The sequence below is a fragment of the Pseudomonas sp. Ors-4-3C genome (assembly GCF_055755035.1).
Genome location: NZ_CM146900.1, coordinates 244,434 through 265,541 on the forward strand (window position 1 = coordinate 244,434; position 21,108 = coordinate 265,541).

16 protein-coding genes and 1 pseudogene are annotated in these 21,108 nt (G+C 60.6%); 10 read left to right on the forward strand and 7 right to left on the reverse strand.

Translation table 11 applies throughout. The features are described from left to right. Positions 1 to 80 precede the first annotated feature (80 nt). Entirely contained in the window at positions 81 to 992 is a 912-nt protein-coding gene (locus ACVHNU_RS01100; RefSeq protein WP_226500622.1) for an SDR family oxidoreductase, read from the forward strand. A gap of 972 nt (positions 993 to 1,964) precedes the next feature. Further along, positions 1,965 to 4,361, forward strand: a complete 2,397-nt coding sequence (locus ACVHNU_RS01105; RefSeq protein ID WP_473018826.1) for a dermonecrotic toxin domain-containing protein — start codon at positions 1,965 to 1,967, stop codon at positions 4,359 to 4,361. Between the two features lie 24 nt (positions 4,362 to 4,385). On the opposite strand, the gene ACVHNU_RS01110 is transcribed toward ACVHNU_RS01105, so the two are convergent. After that, positions 4,386 to 5,180, reverse strand: a complete 795-nt coding sequence (locus tag ACVHNU_RS01110; RefSeq protein WP_473018827.1) for an IclR family transcriptional regulator — start codon at positions 5,178 to 5,180, stop codon at positions 4,386 to 4,388. Positions 5,181 to 5,344: 164 nt separating this feature from the next. Here ACVHNU_RS01110 and hmgA point away from each other — a divergent pair, with 164 nt between their 5' ends. The 4 genes from hmgA to ACVHNU_RS01130 all read left to right on the forward strand — a co-directional run bounded on the left by hmgA (position 5,345) and on the right by ACVHNU_RS01130 (position 10,122). Next, positions 5,345 to 6,649, forward strand: coding sequence for a homogentisate 1,2-dioxygenase (gene hmgA / locus ACVHNU_RS01115; RefSeq protein ID WP_473018828.1), 1,305 nt, complete (start codon positions 5,345 to 5,347; stop codon positions 6,647 to 6,649). Between the two features lie 3 nt (positions 6,650 to 6,652). Further along, positions 6,653 to 7,957, forward strand: a complete 1,305-nt coding sequence (gene fahA, locus ACVHNU_RS01120; protein ID WP_103521450.1) for a fumarylacetoacetase — start codon at positions 6,653 to 6,655, stop codon at positions 7,955 to 7,957. 12 nt (positions 7,958 to 7,969) lie between these two features. Next, positions 7,970 to 8,605, forward strand: a complete 636-nt coding sequence (gene maiA, locus ACVHNU_RS01125) for a maleylacetoacetate isomerase (RefSeq protein ID WP_103521449.1) — start codon at positions 7,970 to 7,972, stop codon at positions 8,603 to 8,605. A gap of 146 nt (positions 8,606 to 8,751) precedes the next feature. Then, positions 8,752 to 10,122: an MFS transporter gene (locus ACVHNU_RS01130; protein WP_473018829.1), complete on the forward strand. Its 1,371-nt coding sequence runs from the start codon at positions 8,752 to 8,754 to the stop codon at positions 10,120 to 10,122. A 54-nt stretch (positions 10,123 to 10,176) separates the two neighbouring features. Here the strand turns inward: ACVHNU_RS01130 and ACVHNU_RS01135 are convergent, their stop codons facing one another. Then, a complete protein-coding gene (locus ACVHNU_RS01135) occupies positions 10,177 to 10,980 on the reverse strand; it encodes a SirB1 family protein (RefSeq protein ID WP_338800843.1) in 804 nt (267 codons plus the stop codon). 172 nt (positions 10,981 to 11,152) lie between these two features. On the opposite strand from ACVHNU_RS01135, the gene ACVHNU_RS01140 reads away from it, so the two are divergent. After that, positions 11,153 to 12,172, forward strand: coding sequence for a Glu/Leu/Phe/Val dehydrogenase family protein (locus ACVHNU_RS01140; RefSeq protein WP_103485823.1), 1,020 nt, complete (start codon positions 11,153 to 11,155; stop codon positions 12,170 to 12,172). A 175-nt stretch (positions 12,173 to 12,347) separates the two neighbouring features. Here ACVHNU_RS01140 and ACVHNU_RS01145 read toward each other — a convergent pair. After that, a pseudogene (locus tag ACVHNU_RS01145) lies at positions 12,348 to 12,602 on the reverse strand (YebG family protein); the annotation flags it as partial. Between the two features lie 326 nt (positions 12,603 to 12,928). Here ACVHNU_RS01145 and ACVHNU_RS01150 point away from each other — a divergent pair. Continuing rightward, positions 12,929 to 13,429 (forward strand): phosphate-starvation-inducible protein PsiE, encoded by a 501-nt coding sequence (locus ACVHNU_RS01150; RefSeq protein WP_473018830.1) that lies wholly within the window; start codon positions 12,929 to 12,931, stop codon positions 13,427 to 13,429. Here ACVHNU_RS01150 and ACVHNU_RS01155 read toward each other — a convergent pair. The 3 genes from ACVHNU_RS01155 to ACVHNU_RS01165 form a co-directional block, all read right to left on the reverse strand. Beyond that, positions 13,426 to 13,743 (reverse strand): DUF3509 domain-containing protein, encoded by a 318-nt coding sequence (locus tag ACVHNU_RS01155; protein WP_262142054.1) that lies wholly within the window; start codon positions 13,741 to 13,743, stop codon positions 13,426 to 13,428. The genes ACVHNU_RS01150 and ACVHNU_RS01155 overlap by 4 nt on opposite strands. Positions 13,744 to 14,047: 304 nt before the next feature. After that, positions 14,048 to 15,349, reverse strand: a complete 1,302-nt coding sequence (locus tag ACVHNU_RS01160; protein ID WP_473018831.1) for an HAAAP family serine/threonine permease — start codon at positions 15,347 to 15,349, stop codon at positions 14,048 to 14,050. Positions 15,350 to 15,435: 86 nt separating this feature from the next. Beyond that, positions 15,436 to 16,812: an L-serine ammonia-lyase gene (locus tag ACVHNU_RS01165; protein ID WP_473018832.1), complete on the reverse strand. Its 1,377-nt coding sequence runs from the start codon at positions 16,810 to 16,812 to the stop codon at positions 15,436 to 15,438. A 135-nt stretch (positions 16,813 to 16,947) separates the two neighbouring features. Here ACVHNU_RS01165 and ACVHNU_RS01170 point away from each other — a divergent pair, with 135 nt between their 5' ends. After that, complete coding sequence (locus ACVHNU_RS01170; protein ID WP_103369604.1) at positions 16,948 to 17,895, forward strand: LysR substrate-binding domain-containing protein; 948 nt, start codon at positions 16,948 to 16,950, stop codon at positions 17,893 to 17,895. A gap of 200 nt (positions 17,896 to 18,095) precedes the next feature. Continuing rightward, positions 18,096 to 18,500, forward strand: a complete 405-nt coding sequence (locus ACVHNU_RS01175; RefSeq protein WP_003221782.1) for an HPF/RaiA family ribosome-associated protein — start codon at positions 18,096 to 18,098, stop codon at positions 18,498 to 18,500. A gap of 214 nt (positions 18,501 to 18,714) precedes the next feature. On the opposite strand, the gene fecA is transcribed toward ACVHNU_RS01175, so the two are convergent. Beyond that, positions 18,715 to 21,045 carry a TonB-dependent Fe(3+) dicitrate receptor FecA gene (gene fecA, locus ACVHNU_RS01180; protein ID WP_473018833.1) on the reverse strand — a complete coding sequence of 777 codons (2,331 nt, stop codon included), beginning with the start codon at positions 21,043 to 21,045 and terminating at the stop codon, positions 18,715 to 18,717. Between the last annotated feature and the right edge of the window lie 63 nt (positions 21,046 to 21,108).

The window sequence follows — 21,108 nt, forward strand, 5'->3', positions numbered from 1 at the left end:
CCAGCCGTGTTCGTTGTGACCGAACGCCCCGTGCCTGACACTCGGGATTATTGTCCCTCAGGCCAGCTGGAGTTCCCGCGATGAATGAGTCCGTACGTTTCGAAGATAAAGTCGTGATCGTCACTGGGGCCGGTGGTGGCCTCGGTCGTGCGCACGCTTTGCTGTTCGCCCGGCACGGCGCCAGAGTGCTGGTCAACGACCTCGGCGGCTCGACCCAGGGTGAAGGTGCCAACGCTTCCGCCGCCGACCGTGTGGTGGCGGAAATTCGCGAAGCCGGCGGCATCGCCGAGGCTAACCACGACTCGGTCACTGACGGCGACAAACTGGTGCAAAACGCCCTCGATGTCTTTGGCCGTGTCGACGTGGTGGTGAACAACGCCGGGATCCTGCGCGACAAGACCTTTCACAAGATGGAGGACGCCGACTGGGATCTGGTCTATCGCGTCCACGTCGAAGGCGCCTACAAAGTCACCCGCGCCGCCTGGCCGCACCTGCGCGAGCAAAACTACGGTCGGGTGATCTTCACGGCTTCGACTTCGGGCATCTATGGCAACTTCGGCCAGTCCAACTATGGCATGGCCAAACTTGGCCTCTACGGGCTGACCCGTACCTTGGCCATCGAAGGACGCAAGAACAACATCCTGGTCAACGCCATCGCCCCCACCGGTGGCACGCGCATGACCGAAGGCCTGATCCCGCCGCAAGTGTTCGAACAGCTCAAACCGGAACTGGTCAGCCCGCTGGTGGTGTACCTGGCCAGCGAGCAGTGCCAGGAGACCTCCGGCCTGTTTGAAGTCGGTGGCGGCTGGATGGGCAAGGTGCGCTGGGAACGCAGCCTCGGCGCCGGGTTCGATCCCCGCAGCGGCTTCTCCCCGGAAGATGTCGCGGCGCACTGGCAACAGATCTGCGATTTCGAGGGCGCGGCGCATCCGAAGGACAATATTGAAGCGTTGAAGGAGATGATGGGAAATTTGCAGAAGTATTCGCTCTAACAGGAAAAATAACGAGCAGGCACAAAGTGTTTGCTCGTTTTTTTATTTTTCAGGTTTGAATCCGGGCTTTCCATTGGCAGCACGCCGTGCCTTGACGGTCGGCAATACGATCCTTGTCGAGAGGCGATGCTTGAGTCGTTCAAGTTACGACAAGGCCTGAATTCAAAGTCTGAACACTCCATGAATTAAAGCTTGTTTGATTGAATGCGCTTTCGAATTTTCTTTAATCGCAGGGTTGCGTACTTCTACGCAATAAGAAGTGTTCGATGGGTTTTTCGGAGTTTTCTTTCAGGAGGGTACGCTTGCTTTTTGTCAGGCATAAAAAAGGCCGCTGCAAACGCAGCGGCCAAGGTAAGACGTTGGATCAAGGAGCTACAAATCAACGTCAGTGAACACCGGGGCGATCAATCCGACGATTCGATTGATCTGAAAACGGTCAGCGATGGCGCGAGGGGCTCAGCAGCCAAGGCTTCCTGCTTCACGGCGCCTGCCGTGAAAGCCCGCTCAGAATAAGGGGTTCGACCCGAAGGAAAAATAGCGATTCCAGACATGCACTGTTACGGGGCATGCAACAGTCCAAGGGCTCAATGAGGGCATTGCCCCTTCGCCAGAGGGCATCCGCGTGCAGTCCATGTCGTGGCACCACTGAGGGGCCGACGCTTATTTTGATCAATATATTGCCGCAGCAATGTTGTTTCTTTTGCACGATGTGAAGTTATCGATCCTGGCGCATCTATTCAATGGGATGGCTGAATAACGAATACAGGGCAGAGGCACTAGACGTCAGTCGAGTGCGCTGTGGGGTCAAGTCACATTTATGTTTCGACATTGACGCTGTGTCATATGCGGTCATGTTCTCTGGATTTTGGTATTGGTTGTGAGGTTGGGAGTTGGTTTGTCCTTATTTAGATTGGGTTGCCAATTTTTGGAATTGGCTGATCGACTTCTCATAAGGGCAATTCAATGAACGTCATGAACACACATATTCTCACTCAAGACAGCACTGCGCCGACATGGCTGAGCCGTGTAGGGGCGGAAGAGAAACTTAAGTACTGCGAGCTGGAACAGCAGTGGGTCGATAGCCAGGTCGAGCTGGATCGGCAACTGGAGGACGCCGCAAGTTTGCGCGCTTTCGCCCGTTCACTGATGAGTCGGGAGTTGGAGCAGGACTTCGGCAACCCACTGGATCCTGATTTGATCGTCACTCACAGCCGTTATGTATTCCAGGCGGCGGGGCGCACGGTGATTCAGGAGGACAGGCGCTCGTTGACGGATCTGTTGCTACAAGGCCTGCATGAGCCGGGCATGCGCGGGCGAATCAGCTTTTCCGGGGACGGACTGCCCGCGGGTCTGAACCAGCCATGGCTGGAAAAAATCGTCACCAGCAGTGTTCGCGCCGAATACGGTGTCCGCTTGCGCAAGGCGTACGAACGCCAGGGCGTGCTGGCAGCCTTGAACAGCCTCATCCGTGATCAATTGCTGCTGAGTGCTTTTGCCGCGAAGTGTCAGGGACATTTGAGTGACGCCAACTTGCAGCGGATTCAAAGAGCCGTCGCCGGGGACGCGGCGCTGACGATTGCCCCTTTGCAGATGCGTGCGGACGTCCGCGCGCTCAAGGATCTGGTGGCCATCGGCAGTCGCGGCCCGGGCGAGGATAGCTGGCTGCTGTATGCCCCGGGGTCGCCCGACGGTCGGGACTGGTATGAGAAACACACCTTCCGAATCCTCAATCTTGAAGTAGCGGCCTGGGCGGCCACCGAGCGTGGACGTGACTATCTGACCTGGCAGTCCCATGCCCTGGATCGCCAGCAAATCACTGGTTACCTCAAACAGGCTTCTCAGCGCGGCGATGCCTGGATCGGCCTGACGCTCGCGCCCGCGCACTCTGGCGGTGCCGAAGTGCTCGATCCTCTGGTTTTCAACGAGCGCGCCTGGCGGGTGTCGCAGGAAGAAAGTCAGACGCCATACGGCTACCGCACGGCGGATGAAACGTTGCGTCAGGGCTTCACCCGGATCAACTGCGAACTCAAGGCGCTGCAGACCATCCAGATACGCCAGTGCGGTTTTGCATCCTATGAAAAGTTTTGCCGTGATCTGATCAAGGCGCGGGTAGAAGAAGTCTTGTTGCAACGGGGCCAGCAGGTTGTCATCGACCCGGACCTGATCGAGGTGCAGATCGACGAGCGACAGAGGATGACCTTGCATGAGTTGATCGTGGGTGAGGTCGCGTTTTATGCCGATCAAACGGGGCAGCCGCTATACCCGCGTTTCGTGCTGCTGGACGGGCATCCGCCGTTCACTGGGCTGGATATCCGTGACATCGCCAGTTGGTCGAGAACCTTGCGTCCGGGGGAGCAATACATCGGTCAGCTACGCGCCGTTGACCTCAATCCAGCCAATTCCGAGGGGCTGCTCAAGCGAGGCATTGCACTGGCCATCCTGCAGCGGCGGATGCGGGTGGCGATCATGCAGGGACAGTTCAATGGGCAACTGCCGCAGGCGCACGTTGAGGCCTTGCTCGGGGTAGTCAACCTGTACGTCGAAAATGATCCGCGACAGATCACCCGGCAGGCCGACGCCTTCGGCAACGTCGGGCACAGTGTTCTGCATCAGTTGCATCTGTTGTTGCGGCCGGTAGTGGGGGTCTATGTGTTCAGGCTGCGTCTGCAGGGGCAGGTCATCGAATACCTGTTTACCCCCGACGCTCCGGATGGCCGCGAGTTGCGACCGTTCAACGAGTTTGTCAGTGCGGTCAAGACACTAGGCCTGGGCGACTACCTGCATCAGCGGCTCTACGTGAAGCATCAGCTGCAGGTGGGGAGCTATCTGCGTGAGCTTGAAGAATCGTCCAGAGCCACGCAGGCCCCAACGCTCAATGGCAGGATTCACATCACCGATTTCAACGAGTGTTACGAAAGCGTTCTGCACAAGGTGATTGCCGATGTGGATGAGAAGACCCGAAGCCTCAAGGAAATCATCGGCGGTCTGCTGTTCGACGCGGTGGTCGCGGCGGCGGGAGCCATCAGTATTGTGTTCGCGCCCGTCGGCATCGCCCTCACGGCCGTGCTGTTCACCAAAGCGATGGTGCAAGGGTTCGAGGCTTATGGGTTGGGCGACCGGGCGCGCGCCATCGGGCATTTCAAGGACGCGCTGATCGAGTTGGCATCCCTGGGCAAGGCCGGGTTCACCAAGGCGTCGGTGACCCAAGTTCAGAAGAACGTCATCGGGCTGATAGGCGATGCTTACGTGATCGAGAAGCTGGTGGCCGAAGCGTCCGGTCAGACTCGATTGCCCAAACGCTTGCTGGAGGTGATTCAAGAGATCCTTGATGACCCGCAGAGCACCGCCAGCAAAACCACCCTCGCCTGATTGCGAGACATGGCCGGCGGCGCTTCAGGGATGGAGGTCGTCGGCCTGATAGCCCATTCGCCAACTGACGGCTCGCGCTGCCGCCAGCAAACGCTGGGCAGCCGGGCCGTTTTCATCGGCGTGGAACAGCGAGGTCGGGCCGACGATGGTGAGCACGGCGGTGATCTGCCCGACCGCGTTGAACACTGGCGCCGACAGCGCGTCCACACCGGGCATCAGCAAGCCATGCACATGATGCAGGCTGCGCGCGCGGATCTGTTCGCACAGGTCCGAATAGGTTTTTTCATCGGCCAGCGGATGATTGGCGACGGCGGTTTCCTGCTCGCGCAATTCATCGGTTTCGCGATGTGGCAGGTAGGCGCTGAACACCAGCCCGGTGGACGAACTGAGCAGCGGTAATACCGAACCCAATTGCGTCACCACCGTCACCGCGCGCACCGCCGGTTCGATGTGCACCACGGTCGCGCCCTGATTGCCCCACACCGCGAGAAAACAGGTTTCATTCAGTTCGTCGCGCAACTCGGACAGGGGCAGGGCGGCGACTTTGAGTACGTCCATACTGTTCAGGGCTGCAAGGCCCACGCGCAACGCTTCACGGCCGAGGCCGTAATGGTTGGTGGCGGCGTTCTGCTCGGCGAAGCCGCTGGCGATCAGGGCCTGGAGATAGCGGTGCACCTTGCTGGCCGGCATCTGCACATGTTCGGCCAGACGCGACAGCGAGGTGGACGGCGACAACTCGGCCAAAGCCTTGAGGATGTCGGTGCCGACCTCGGCGGAGCGGACTTTCTGTTTGCCGTTACTGTCGCTGGTTTTTTCCATGGTGCGGCCGGGTTCCAAAACGAATGGGCGTCTTTATAGCTTGACGCTGGATAGCGAGCAAATTACGTTATGCGTAATCGAATTACGATAATAACAACCCCGGCGTGCGCAAACCTCTGAGCCAGAGCGATGGGCCACTGCCGACTCCCTGTTCAGGAGGCTCCATGAACCTCGATTCAAACGCGTCGGAGCTGGCGTATCAGTCCGGTTTCGGCAACGAATTCAGCAGTGAAGCGTTGCCCGGCGCCTTGCCCATCGGCCAGAACTCCCCGCAAAAAGCCCCCTACGGCCTCTACACCGAATTGCTCTCCGGCACTGCATTCACCATGACCCGCAGTGAAGCCCGGCGCACCTGGATGTATCGCATTCAGCCGTCGGCCAATCACCCGGCGTTCGTCAAACTGGAGCGGCAACTGGCCGGCGGCCCGCTGGGTGAAGTGACGCCCAATCGCCTGCGCTGGAATCCGCTGCAGATCCCCGCTGAGCCGACCGATTTCATCGACGGTCTGGTCGGCATGGTCGCCAATTCGGCGGCGGAAAAACCGGCCGGCATCAGCATCTACAACTATTGCGCCAACCGTTCGATGGAGCGGGTGTTCTACAACGCCGACGGCGAGCTGCTGCTGGTGCCGCAACTCGGGCGGCTGCGGATTGCCACCGAACTCGGTGTGCTTGAAGTCGCGCCGCTGGAAATCGCCGTGCTGCCGCGTGGCCTGAAATTCCGCATCGAGCTGCTTGATCCGCAAGCGCGCGGGTACGTCGCCGAGAACCACGGCGCGCCGCTGCGCCTGCCGGATCTGGGGCCGATCGGCAGCAACGGTCTGGCCAATCCGCGGGACTTCCTCGCCCCGGTCGCCGCCTACGAAAACCTGCAGCAGCCGAGCACGCTGGTGCAGAAATTCCTCGGTCAGTTGTGGGGCACCGAGCTCGATCATTCGCCGTTGAACGTGGTGGCCTGGCACGGCAACAACGTGCCGTACAAATACGACCTGCGCCGTTTCAATACCATCGGCACCGTGAGCTTCGATCACCCGGATCCGTCGATCTTCACCGTGCTGACTTCGCCGACCAGCGTGCACGGGCTGGCCAACCTCGACTTCGTGATCTTCCCGCCACGCTGGATGGTCGCCGAGAACACCTTCCGTCCACCGTGGTTCCACCGCAATCTGATGAACGAATTCATGGGCCTGATCCAGGGCGAGTACGACGCCAAAGCTGAAGGTTTCGTGCCCGGCGGTGCGTCCCTGCACAGTTGCATGAGCGCCCATGGCCCGGATGGCGAAACCTGCACCAAAGCGATCAACGCCGAACTCAAACCAGCGAAGATCGACAACACCATGGCCTTCATGTTCGAGACCAGTCAGGTGCTGCGCCCAAGCCGCTTCGCCCTCGACTGCCCGCAACTGCAATCCAATTACGACGCCTGCTGGGCCACGCTGCCCGCCACGTTCGACCCGACCCGGAGATAACCCATGACTCAGACTTCCATCACCCGCAGCTGGGTTGCTTCGGCCAACGGCCACGCGGATTTCCCGTTGCAGAACCTGCCGCTGGGCGTGTTCAGTCTCAATGGCGCGGCGCCGCGCGCAGGCGTGGCGATCGGCGAGCACATTTTCGATCTGCAAGTGGCGCTCGAAGCCGGGCTGTTCGACGGCGCGGCACGCAGCGCGGTCGAAGCCATGCACGGCGGTCTGCTGAACGCCTTCTTCGACCTCGGTCGCGAAGCCCGCGTAGCCTTGCGCAGCCGTTTGCTGGAATTGTTCAGCGAGGGCAGCAGCCATCGCGGCGCCATCGAAGCCCAAGGCGCGAAACTGCTGCCACTGGCTGCTGATTGCCAGTTGCACCTGCCGGCGCGCATCAGCGATTACACCGACTTCTACGTGGGCATCGAGCACGCGCAGAACGTCGGCAAACTGTTCCGTCCGGACAATCCACTGCTGCCGAACTACAAGCACGTGCCGATCGGCTACCACGGTCGCGCCTCCACGGTGCGCGCCTCCGGCACCGACGTGCGTCGTCCGAAAGGCCAGACCCTGCCGGCCGGTGCGAGCGAGCCGACCTTCGGCCCTTGCGCACGTCTGGACTACGAACTGGAGCTGGGCATCTGGATCGGCCAGGGCAACGAAATGGGCGAGCCGATTGCCATCGGTGATGCCGCCGAACACATCGCCGGTTTCTGCCTGCTCAACGACTGGTCGGCCCGCGATATCCAGGCCTGGGAATACCAACCGCTCGGCCCGTTCCTCTCCAAGAGCTTCATCACCAGTGTGTCTCCGTGGGTGGTGACGGCCGAAGCGCTTGAGCCATTCCGCACCCCACAACCTGCGCGCCCGGAAGGTGATCCACAGCCGCTGCCATACCTGTTCGACAAACGCGATCAGGATGGCGGCGCTTTCGACATTGAACTGGAAGTGCTGCTGCTCACCGAAGCCATGCGCGAACAGAATCTGCCGGCCCATCGCCTGACTCTGAGCAACACCCGCTACATGTACTGGACCGTCGCGCAAATGGTCGCGCACCACAGCGTCAACGGCTGCCAGTTGCAGGCCGGTGACCTGTTCGGTTCGGGGACTTTGTCCGGCCCGCAAAGCGGTCAGTTCGGCAGCCTGCTGGAAATCACCGAGGGCGGTAAAAAGCCGATCGAACTGGCCTCCGGCGAAGTGCGCAAATTCCTTGAGGACGGCGACGAAATCATTCTGCGTGCGCGCTGCGCCCGTGACGGTTTCGCCTCGATCGGCTTCGGCGAATGCCGCGGTAAAGTGCTGGCGGCGCGCTGACAGGAGCGGATCATGGATCTCTACACCTATTACCGCTCGACCTCGTCATACCGGGTGCGCATCGCTCTGGCGCTGAAAGGGCTCGACTACACCGCGCTGCCGGTCAACCTGATCGCGCCGTCCGGGGGCGAGCATCGGCAGGCGGCGTATCTGGCGATCAATCCGCAGGGCCGGGTGCCGGCCTTGCGCACCGATGAAGGCGAGTTGCTGATTCAGTCGCCGGCGATCATCGAGTACCTGGAAGAACGTTATCCACAGTTGCCACTGCTGCCCGAAGACCTTGCTGCGCGTGCCCATGTGCGCGGCGTGGCGGCGGTGATCGGCTGCGATGTGCATCCGCTGCATAACGTCAGCGTGCTCAATCGCCTGCGCCAGTTGGGCCACGAAGAGCCGCAGGTGGTGGAATGGATCGCGCACTGGATCAGTCAGGGGCTGGCGACCGTCGAGCAATTGATCGGTGACAGCGGTTTCTGTTTCGGCGAGTGGCCGTGTGTGGCTGACGTTTATCTGATCCCGCAGTTGTATGCGGCGGAGCGGTTCGGTGTTTCGCTCGAGGCTTATCCACGGATTCGGCGGGTGGCGGCGTTGGCGGCTGAACATCCGGCGTTCATCAAGGCGCATCCGGCCAACCAGCCAGATACACCGTAAGACCCTGTGGGAGCGGGCTTGCTCGCGAAAGCGGAGTGTCAGCTACGGGAATGTTGACTGACACACCGCTTTCGCGAGCAAGCTCGCTCCCACCTGTGGTCCGTGTTGCACCTAAAAAATCATAAAAACAAAACAGGTACCTTGCGATGCACAACCAGATTGCCAGCTTCCGCGCGGCACTCGACGCCCGTCCTGTGTCCCGATATCAGTGGTTGCTCTTGATCCTGCTCGCCTTGCTGCTGGTCACCGACGGTTACGACGCCCAGGTGCTCGGTTACGTGGTGCCGGCCCTGGCCCAGGACTGGGGCCTGGAAAAAGCCGCGTTCGGGCCTGTTTTCAGTGCCAACCTGTTGGGCCTGACCCTTGGTTCTCTTGCGGTGACGCCGCTGGCCGATCGCTTCGGCGTGCGGCGAATCCTGCTCGCCTGCGTGTTGATCTACGCCAGCCTCACGGTGCTGATGGTCTTCGCCGATTCGCTGAATACCCTGATGATCGCGCGCTTCATCTGCGGCATCGGCATGGGCGGGGCGATGCCCAGTGCCATGGCCTTGATGTCGGAATATTCGCCGCCGCGTCTGCGCACATTGATGGTGACGCTGGCCGCTTGTGGGTTTTCGTTCGGCGGTGCGGCGGGTGGTTTTGTCGCCGCAGGCTTCATCGACCGCTTTGGCTGGCAAGCGGTGTTCCTCGCCGGTGGCGTCACGCCGCTGCTGCTGTTCCCGTTCCTGTGGTGGATGCTGCCCGAATCGCTGCCGCGTCTGCTGCGCGACCCTGCGCCCTATGCGCGGCTGCGCAAAGTCACCGCGCGGATGCTGCCGGACTGGCAACCGCCGGACGCTTCGGTCGAACAGAACGAGCGCGAGCAGGGCAGCAAACTGACGGTGGTCGAGCTGTTCCGTAACGGTTATGCGCGACCGACCCTGCTGATCTGGGCGACGTTTTTTGTCAGCCTGATTCTGCTGTATTTCATGATCAGCTGGCTGCCGACGCTGTTGCTGGAAAGCGGCCTGAAACTCAATGAAGCCAACCTGGTGACCTCGATGTTCCTGTTCGCCGGTACCTTGGGCGCGGTGTGCATGGCCTGGTTTGCCGACCGTTTGCAACGCAAGGTGCGCTTGCTCTGCGCGGTGTTGGCCGGGGCGGCGCTGTGCACGATTCTGTTGGGTTTGAACCACGACAATCCACGCTATCTGGTGGCCTGCGTGTTTGCCGCCGGGTTCTGCATCATCGGCGGTCAACTGACGCTGAACGCCTTCGCCAGTAACTTCTACCCGGCCCATGTGCGGGCCACAGGCACTGGCTGGGCGTTGGGGGTAGGGCGGTTCGGTTCGATCCTCGGGCCGCTGTTCGGCAGCATGCTGCTGGCGATGCACATCCCGGTGGCGCAGATTTTCTTCTTCTGCGCGATTCCGGCGGTCATCGCGGCACTGCTGATCATCCAGGTGCGCTCACCCTCGGACGCCACACAACCCCCTGTGGGAGCGGGCTTGCTCGCGAAGAACGATAACGCGGCCTGACAGAAAAAACGGCGGCGCTTGCATCGCGAGCAGGCTCACTCCTACAAAAAGCGTTTAGTGCACGACGGAGTTTGGGGGCAGGTGCCCAAGCCGTTCAGTCAGGCGCAGGCGCTGGACCGGATCGTCACTGAGCAGCAGCGCATGCTCCAGATCGAAGCGCTCGGCGTTCGGGCAGTCGAGGCGTTGGTACAGGCTGGCGCGGGCCAGATAATCGGCAGCGCTGGCGGTGCCCAGTTCCAGTACGCGTTCAGCGTCGATCAATGCGGCGATGTAATCCTCATGAGCCAGATGCAACTGACGCAGATTGCGTGACAGGCGCTGGAGCATCTGCTGCGGGGTGGCGGTGGCGAGATGATCGGCTTTGAGTTTGAGATGCGCGCCGTACTGACGCTGCAACAACTCGCGACAATCGTTGGGATACAGACGCCGGCCACCACACGGGTCGAGCAGGTGATCGGCACCGGGCACCCGCAGCAGGAAATGCCCGGGGAAGTTCACCCCGACCAGCGGGATTTCCAGACGGCGTGCCAGTTCCAAGGCAATCAAGGACAGGGTCAGTGGCTGGCCGCGACGGGTCTGCAACACTTTGTGCAACAACGCGACCTGCGGGCGTAGCGGCAGAAAATCGTCCTGGGCGAACCCCAGGTCATTCATCCGCCGCAGCAATGGCTGCGCCAGTTCGCTGACCGGCAGCATCGGCAAGCCGTAGCTGACGCGCTGCTGCAGCTCCTTGAAGTCTTGCTGCAGCGCTTCGACATCGAGGCCTTTTTCGTGCTCGGCAGCCATCCACAGCGCCGCGTCGAACAACGCGGGCGGTGAACGGTGCAGACACTCGAAAAAACGTTGGCGCGGGCTCATTGCAATCTCCGGGGAATGCCTCGTTTTAGCCCCGTCCGCGCCATTCGTCCAGTACCGGTCAGGTTATGCCGCAAAGTCACCGTTGCCGCTGGCGCTTATTCCGGTGCGCTTCAGCAATTTTTGGGCGCAAGCCTATACTGGCGTCTACCAGAAGTGATTCGGGAGCCTGCCGATGTTCGCTCTCATGCAAAGCACTCGCCTGGAATCGCTGCACCTCAGCGTTGACCCGGTCACCGGGTTGAAGGCGGTCATTGCCATTCATAACAGTCGCCTCGGCCCTGCCCTGGGCGGATGCCGTTATCTTGCCTATCCCAACGACGAATCCGCGGTCGAGGACGCCATTCGCCTGGCGCAGGGCATGAGCTACAAGGCGGCACTGGCCGGGCTCGATCAGGGCGGCGGAGTGGCGGTGATCGTGCGCCCGGCGCATGTGGAAAATCGCGCCGCGCTGTTCGAAGCGTTTGGCCGTTGCATCGATCAGCTCGACGGTCGCTACATCACCGCCATCGACAGCGGTACCTCAGTGGCGGACATGGATTGCATCGCCCAACAGACGCAGCATGTCACCAGCACCACCTCGGCCGGCGACCCGGCACCGCATGCGGCGATGGGCGTGTTCACCGGGATTCGCGCTACCGCCATGGCGCGGCTGGGCAGCGACAACCTCGAAGGTTTGCGCGTGGCGATTCAAGGTCTGGGCAACGTCGGTTATGCACTGGCCGAGCAGCTGCATGCGGCAGGGGCCGAATTGCTGGTCAGCGACATTGATCACGGCAAGGTGCAACTGGCGATGGAGCAACTCAACGCGCATCCGATCGCCAACGACGCGTTGCTCAGCACACCCTGCGACATCCTTGCGCCGTGCGGGCTCGGTGGCGTGCTCAACAGCCATACGGTGACGCAACTTCGCTGCTCGGCGGTGGCTGGCTCGGCCAACAATCAACTGACGCATCTGGACGTGGCCGATCAACTGGAGCGGCGCGGGATTCTCTATGCACCGGATTACGTGATCAACGCGGGCGGGTTGATTTATGTCTCGCTCAAGCATCGCGGCGAAGAGTTGGGGACGATTACTGCGCACCTGTCGAAGATCAGTTCGCGGCTGACCGAAGTATTCGCCCATGCGCAGGCCGAGAAGCGTTCGCCGGCGCGGGTAGCGGATGAGTTGGCAGAGAAAGTCTTGTATCGCTGAAAAGCAAAAGATCGCAGCCTGCGCCAGCCCCTACAGGAAACGTATTCCAATGCAGGAGCTGGCGCAGGCTGCGATCTTTTCGATTCAAACTTTGTTACTTGGCAGCTTTCGCCGCTTTAACCGGCTTCACTGGAGCCTCTTCCGGCTCGGCCACTTCGGCTTTTTCGACGACTTCTGCCGGTGCATTGATCAGCTCCGACAGCGCATCAGGCTGGCTCTTGAAGGCCTTGGCAAATACATCGCGGTTCTTCGCCATGTAGATCCCGACTTCTTCAACCTGCTGCTCGTTCAGCGACGGAACGGCTTTTTGCAACACTTCGGACAGCATCTCGGCCAGTTCGAGCATTTTGTCATGACGGTCAGCTTCGGCTTTATCCATGAACAAGCGCTCCAGATCTCGGCTGCTGCGGTATACCACTTCGACGGCCATTCACCACCTCACATGCCTTCACATTTAGTTGTCTTAGCGACTACTGTATTTATATACAGCGAAAGGATAAGCGAATCCCTGCGCTTTGGGTAGTGGCTTTTCAATGTAGACCGGATTCGGGATTTGTCAGTGGGATCGCAGTGCGGCCATTCGCGAGCAGGCTCGCTGCGACAATTGCTCGGGTCTGCGACCAAACGCCACGGCGCGGGTTTGGTGCTGGCTCGCCATGATGGCGTGGCCTCTTTTCTGCATGTAACTCAAGACGTGCAGAAAACCGTCACGTCCAACACGCATCATCCGCCCGAGTCGGGCTAAGGAACATCATCGTGAAAATAAACTGGGCCGAGAAACTGCGGCAAAACGTGCATCAACTGGCCGAGTCCCTGGGCAACCTGTTCGTCGAGACCTTCCACTATCTGGCGCTGTTTGCCATTGGTGCGGTGACCGCGTGGGCGGCGGTGATGGAATTTCTCGGCATGCTCGAAGAAGGTCACATCAAGATCGATGACATTCTGTTGCTGTTCATCTATCTGGAGCTGGGGGCGATGGTCGGGATTTATTTCAAGACCAACCACATGCCGGTGCGCTTCCTGATCTACGTGGCGATCACTGCGTTGACGCGCCTGCTGATCTCCAACGTCTCGCACCACAACCCGCCGGACATGGGCATCATCTACCTGTGCGGCGGCATTCTGCTGCTGGCGTGCTCGATCCTGGTGGTGCGTTACGCTTCGTCGCAATTTCCGTCGGTGAAGATCGAGAAACCGCAACGCAAGCTCGGCGCCGGTTCCGGTGAGCACCCCGAGATCGAGAAGGGCGAGCTTTAAAGTCCCAGCGACGGCCGAGGCTGGCCGGTGCTCTGCTGCGGTGGCGGGGGCAGCCCGCCGCCGCTGGTCATCGCTTCAAGGATCGCCATGGCGCTGTGGCCCTGTTCGATGGCGATGCCGAACTGAATGCTTTGCACCAGCCGTTTGAGCCTTACCGGATCGTTGCGCTGTTCGGCGCTGATCATCCGTTTGGCGACGATCCGGCCGTTGTTGGACAGGGTCAGCATGATGCTGCCGTCCAGTCCCTGAATGCTCAGGTTGATCTGATAGTCCGGCGCGAAGGCATCGGTAATGATCTGAAAAGGGTTGTCCATGATGCGTCACCGCCTGATTGAACGTGCAGTTGTTGACCGGCCGTGATCGGGTTGGTTCGCCATACCGGACCATCGGCCATTCCGTGGCCTGTGGTGTTACGTTTTGTAGGAGCTGCCAAAGGCTGCGATCTTTTGATCTGCGCTGTTTTGACTTCGGTCATGAAGATCAAAAGATCGCAGCCTCGTTGCACTCGACAGCTCCTACATAGGGCTTAGCAAGGGCTGTGCCGGGAAAATTGTTGGACAATGGATACGGCACAAAAAAGGCGAGCACACGGCTCGCCTTTGTCATTTGTGGCCCGTTTCAGGGCAGAACCGAATAGATGATCGCCGACAGTGCAATCAGGCCGATCAGCACCACGAACACGTTGGACGCCTGACCCGAATACTGGCGCAAGGCTGGCACGCGGCGGATGGCGTACATCGGCATCAGGAACAACAGGCAGGCAATCACCGGTCCGCCGAGGGTTTCGATCATGCCCAGAATGCTCGGGTTGAAGGTCGCAACGGCCCAGCAACTGAGGATCATGAACAGCGCGGTCGCACGGTTCAGCCAGCTCGCCGACATCACCTTGCCACGACCGCGCAGGCTCTTGACGATCATGCCCTGAAAGCCTTCGCTGGCGCCGATGTAGTGGCCGAGGAAGGATTTGGTGATCGCCACCAGCGCGATCAGCGGCGCGGCGTAAGCGATGACCGGGGTCTGGAAGTGGTTGGCCAGGTACGACAGGATCGAAATGTTCTGCGCCTTCGCGGCCGCCAGATCCGCCGGCGACAGCGCCAGCACGCAGCTGAAGCAGAAGAACATCACCGTCACCACCATCATCCCGTGGGCCATGGCGAGGATACCGCTGCTTTTGCGTTCGGCCTCGGCGCCGTAGCGTTGCTTCTGGTCAACCGCGAACGCAGAGATGATTGGCGAGTGGTTGAACGAGAACACCATCACCGGGATCGCCAGCCACATGGTCTTGAGGAACGTAGACAGCGGCATCGCCTCCTTGGCACTGGCGAAGAACGCACCGTTCCAGTTCGGGATCAGGCTGAGGCCGAGCAACAGCAGCGCGGCGACGAACGGATAGACCAGCACGCTCATGGCTTTGACGATCACGTTCTGCCCGCAACGCACGATGGCCATCAGGCCGAGGATCAGCGCCAGCGACAGGATCGCCCGGGGTGGCGGGGTGATGTGCAATTGGTGTTCGAGAAAACTGCTCAGGGTGTTGGTCAGCGCCACGCTGTACACCAGCAGAATCGGGAAGATCGCGAAGAAGTACAGCAGGGTGATCAGCTTGCCGGCACCGATGCCGAAGTGTTCTTCGACGACTTCGGTGATGTCGCCCGAACGCCCGGACAGCACGAAGCGGGTCAGGCCGCGGTGGGCGAAGAAAGTCATCGGGAACGCCAGTAGCGCCAGAATCAGCAACGGCCAGAAACCGCCGACACCGGCATTGATCGGCAGGAACAAGGTGCCGGCACCGATGGCAGTGCCGTACAGACCGAGCATCCAGGTGGTGTCGGATTTGCTCCAGCCCTTGTGGGCAATTTCGGTGTTGCGTGTGCGATCTACAGCGGGATTTTCGGCAGCAGGTGTACGTACATCGGTCATCGTTTTTGCCTCGTTATTATTTTTGCTCGGGCTCACGGTTGGCAGGCCGCGGGTGTCGGCCTGCCGGGGCGCTCAGGGAATGCGCGTCAGCATTCCACCCAGCTCACGGCCAGGCCGCCCCGTGAAGTCTCTTTGTATTTGTCGTGCATGTCGGCGCCGGTATCACGCATGGTGCGGATCACCCGGTCGAGAGAAATGAAGTGTTTGCCGTCGCCGCGCAGGGCCATTTGCGTGGCGTTGATCGCCTTCACGGCGGCGATAGCGTTGCGCTCGATGCACGGCACCTGCACCAGGCCGCCGACCGGGTCGCAGGTCAGGCCGAGGTTGTGTTCCAGGCCGATTTCGGCGGCGTTTTCCAGTTGCTCCGGGGTCGCGCCGAGCACTTCAGCGAGGCCCGCCGCGGCCATGGCGCAGGCCGAACCGACTTCGCCCTGACAGCCGACTTCGGCGCCGGAGATCGAGGCATTTTTCTTACACAGAATGCCGACGGCGGCGGCGCCCATGAAGAACGCGACGACATCATCGTCAGACGCGTCCGGATTGAATTTCATGTAGTAGTGCAGCACCGCCGGAATGATCCCGGCCGCGCCATTGGTCGGCGCGGTCACCATGCGCCCGCCGGCAGCGTTCTCTTCGTTGACGGCGAGGGCGAACAGGTTGACCCACTCCATCGCCGACAGCGTCGAACTGATGACATTCGGCTTGCCGATTTCCAGCAGGCTGCGGTGCAATTTCGCGGCGCGGCGCGGCACGTTCAGCCCACCGGGCAGAATGCCTTCGTGACGCAGGCCTTGCTCGACACACTCGCGCATCACCGACCAGATGTGCAGCAAGCCGTTACGGATTTCAGCGTCGCTGCGCCAGGCCCGTTCGTTGGCCATCATCAGTTCCGACACGCGCAAGTTGCGCTGCTTGCACAGGCTCAACAGTTCGGCAGCGCTGGAAAAATCGTACGGCAGCACCACGTCGCCGGCCGGTGCCACACCGGACTCGGCTTCCGCGGCTTCGATGATGAAACCGCCGCCAATCGAGTAGTACGTCTGCGTGAACAGCTCGGCGCTTTCGCCGAAGGCTGTCAGCGACATGGCGTTGGGGTGGTAGGGCAGGCTTTCGCCCAGCAGCAGGAGATCGCGCTGCCAGTTGAAGGAAATTTCTCTGTGACCGGCCAGAGACAGCAGACCAGTTTCGCGCAGTTGCTGGATGCGTGGGTCGATGGTCGCCGGATCGATGCTGTCCGGCCATTCGCCCATCAGGCCCATGACCGTGGCGCGGTCGGTGGCGTGGCCGACACCGGTGGCCGACAGCGAACCGTACAAGCGGATTTCCACGCGACGCACATCGTTGAGCAACCGTTGGTCGATCAGCGCCTGGGCGAAGGTTGCGGCGGCGCGCATCGGGCCGACGGTGTGGGAGCTGGACGGACCGATGCCGACTTTGAATAGATCGAAAACACTGATAGCCATGCTAAACCCTTACAAGCAATGGAGTAGGAATCGCTGCCATTTTTTGTAGGACAAGCGCAATGTCGGCGATACTGCCTACCTCGGTCCTACGTGACCAACGAAACTTCCTAAGAAAGCCTTTAGCAGGACTAAACGATGAGTCGTCAATTGCATGCCCAGACCTACGTCTGGCTGCAGGTGTTTTCCTGTGCCGCGCGGCACCTGTCGTTCACCCGTTGTGCGGAAGAGCTGCACATCACTCCGGGGGCGGTCAGTCAGCAGATTCGCCAATTGGAAGAGCGTCTGGGTTTTCGCCTGTTCCATCGACGAGCGCGGGGTGTCGAGTTGAGTGCGGAAGGCCAGCGACTGGCCATCACGGTCAACGAGGCCTATGGCAGCATCGATGCTGAATTGCGTCGTCTGGATGCCGGGATGATCAGCGGGATTCTGCGGGTGCGTTCGATTCCATCGTTCCTCAGCAAATGGCTGACCCCGCGTTTGCCGCGTCTGCAACAGCGCTATCCGGACATCCAGTTGCGCCTGGTGGCCGAGGACAGCAGCGTGCCGTTGCATGAGGGCGATTTTGATCTGGCGATTGACCTGAATGACGGCAGCTATCCGGGGCTGTTATCCACAGCCTTGCTCGACGAACAGATTTTCCCGGTGTGCGCGCCGAGCCTGTTGCGTGGACGTCCGCCGCTGCATGGGCCGGTGGATCTGGTGCATTTTCCGTTGTTGCACGACATCACCGCGTGGCGTGGCAGTTATGAATATGCGGAATGGGAGTTCTATCTGAATGCGATTGGCTTCGAGGGCGCCGACGTGCGGCGTGGGCACACGTTCAATCGCAATCACTTGACCATCGAAGCGGCGATCGCCGGTATGGGTGTGGCAATTGCCCGGCGCACGCTGCTCAACGATGAGCTGGAGCGCGGGACGTTGATTGTGCCGTTCGGCCTGTCGGTGCCTAACCACAAACGCTACGTGTTGCTGTATGCGCCGGGGGCGTTGAGCCATCCGGGCGTGCGCGCGGTGCATGACTGGCTGGTGGAGGAGGCGGGGATTTTCCGCAGCTTGCACCCGTTGAATGACGGGCAATTGTGACCAAATCTTGCGGGGTAGCGAGGCAACCCAACTCCCGACCTTACCAGTGACTTGCCCGGTTGTCCGGCTTTTTTTGCGAATGAATATTTATCTTTTTTCAGGGGTTGAAATGTTCGCCGGTCGGGCCGATTGTTGTAACCAAGAGGTCAGGAAATTCAATTCGAGGCCTCTCGCGAGCTAGCTGAAATAAGGGATGAACTATGCAAATCCAAGTCAACAGCGATAACCATATTCAAAGCAGTAAACGACTGGAGGAGTGGGTACGTACAACTATTGAGAGCACGCTCGACCGTTATGAAGAAGACCTGACCCGTGTCGAAGTCCACCTGAGCGACGAGAACGGCGACAAACCAGGTCCTCATGACATGCGTTGCCAACTGGAAGCGCGGCCAAAAGGCCATCAACCGATTTCCGTCACCCATAAAGCCGATTCGCTGGAACAGGCGATCGATGGTGCAGCCGAAAAACTGGAACACGCGCTGGAGCACCTGTTTGGCAAACTGCGGGGCAAACCCCGCGCCGCCATCGTGCCATTCAGCAAGGCGAATGACGCACTGCTGGAAGAAGAGTTTCTGGAGAACGAACAGGCAGCGATCAACAGTTGATGCGCTGATTTTTCAAGCCACCCCATGAGAACGGGCCTGCGCAAGCAGGCCCGTTTTTGTTTGTGTTGCTGAACAGTGTGGCGAGGGAGCTTGCTCCCGCTGGGCTGCGAAGCGGCCCCAAAACCTGCAAAGGCGTTCAACAGCCAGACCGCATAAGCAGGATTTACGTCTGCTTCGCAGCCGAGCGGGAGCAAGCTCCCTCGCCACAGTTTTTTTAGAAAGCTACAGAGGTTTGTACATACACCGTACGCGGTTCCCCCACGTACTTGCCCTTGTTGTTGTCATCGAACGAACGGGTGAAGTACTGGGTGTTGAAGATGTTCTTCACCCCCACCGCCACGTTCAGATCCGACAACTGCGGGCCGAAGTCGTAACCGGCGCGGCTGCTGAACAGCATGTAGCCGGGGATCTTGCCGGTGCTGCCGTCGGCGCTTTCTTTCGAGGTGTTGGCGTTGTCGGCGAACTGGTCGCTCTGGAAGCTGCTGTCGACGTTGAGCTTCCACGGCCCTTCGGTGTAACCGACACCAATCGTGCCTTTGTGTTTCGAGGAAAACGGCACGCGATTGCCCTTGTTCGGTCCGTCTTCGCGGATGGTCGCGTCGACATAGGCATAAGTGGCGTACACATCGAAACCGGCCAGTGCCGGGCTCAAGTCATCCAGCGCGTAGTTGACGCTGGTCTCGATGCCCTGATGACGGGTCTCGCCACGGGCGATCACCGAGTCGTTGGTCTGGTTGCTTTCGTACTGGTTGTCGAAGTTGATCAGGAACGCGCCGATCTCCGCGCGCAGTGCGCCGTTGTCATAACGGGTGCCGAGTTCCCAGGTGCGCGCCTTCTCCGGTTTCACTTCGCCGCTGCTCACGCGGTTGGGCATCTGACTGTACTGCACGCTGCCGAACGAACCTTCGGTGTTGGCGTACAGATTCCAGCTGTCGCTCAGGTGATACAGCACGTTCAGTGCCGGCAGCGCGGTGTTGTAGTCGCCCTTGTATTTGACGTCGGTCAGGTTGTTGGTCTGCTGCGACTCGATCATCTCGTAGCGCACGCCCGGGGTGATGGTCCATTTGCCGATGTCGATACGATCGTCGACGAAGAACGCATTGGCTTCGGTGCCGCCGCGGGTATCGCGGTCGTTGCGGCTGTCGGTGGTCGGGTATTGGTTGCTGCTGATCGGCGTGCGATAGCGCAATTCGTGGCCGGCCTCGTTGATGTAGCGGTAGCCGACGCCGACTTCGTGGCTGGTCGGGCCGAGGTCGAAGCCTTGGGCGAAACGGGTTTCGAAACCGCGCACCCAATACTCGCGCGGCGACAGCGAGAGGAATGTGCCCTGATCCAGATAGCCGCTGCGCAGGGTTTTGGTGAAGAAGGTGTTGGCGGTGAATTCGCGGCGATCTTCCTGATAGCGATAGCCGAAGTTGAACATCGTCCGAGGGCCCCAGAACTGATCTTTCAGGCGTGTCGACTGATACGGATCGGCGTCGTAATCGGCAACGCTGAGGCCGCCGGGCATATCGGCCTTGCCTTCGTAATACTGGGCCATGGCGTTGAAGCTGTTGGCCTCGTCGAGCTGGTATTTGCCCTTGAGGATCAGGTCGTCGATTTCGCTGTCGCTGTGTTCACGCCAGTCGCCGCCGCGGGTGCCGGAGTACAGCAGCGCGCCGCCCAGACCATTTTCGTTGGTGCCGCCGGCCAGCAGGTTGGCGCTGGTCTTGAAGCCATCGTGACTCGACGACGGGCTGGTCTCAGTCTGGAAGCCACCCTTGACCGTCGGCGCGTCGGGAATGGCGCGGGTCACGAAGTTGACCACGCCACCGACGTTCTGCGGGCCGTAACGCACGGCGCCGCCGCCACGCACCACGTCCACGGCATCCATGTTGCCCATGCTGATCGGCGCGAACGACAACTGCGGTTGGCCGTAGGGTGCGAACGGTACGGGAATGCCGTCCATCAGTACGGTCGAGCGCGCGGCCAGGCGCGGATTTAGGCCGCGAATACCGAAGTTCAGCGCCATGTCGTGGCTGCCGGTGCCGTTGTTTTCCGGAGCGTTGACCCCGGGGATGCGGTTGAGCACATCGCGCGCCTGAGTCGCGCCCTGCCGTTCAAAATCTTCGCGGCGGATCACATCGCGGGCACCCGGGTGTTCGAACACGTTGACCTGCGCGGCATCACCGAGCCAGTCACCGACGACTTTCGAGGTGTCCAACTCCAGCGCCGTGTCGCCGACCGGTTGCAGGCTGAAGGCATTGTTGCCCTCGGCGCGGGCTTGCAGGCCGGTGCCTTCGAGCAGCGCATCGAGACCTTGTTCGGCGCTGTAGCTGCCTTCGAGGCCACGGCTTTGCACGCCGCTGGTGATTTGTGAGCCGAAGGAAATCAGCACGCCGGCTTCACGACCAAACTGGTTGAGGGCGTTTTCCAGCGACGCCGGGGCGATGTGGTAAACCTTGGTTTCGGCGGCCATGGCCGGCAGGGCGCCGAAGCTCAGGCTGGCGCCCAGTACGAGGTTGCGCAGACTGCGGGCCAGCGGCGTGAGACGAGTGGGGTGCATGAAGGTTGATCCTGAGAAGGTTGAATCAAGGGGGCTTTCCTTCTCTGTCACGCCAGATCTGAA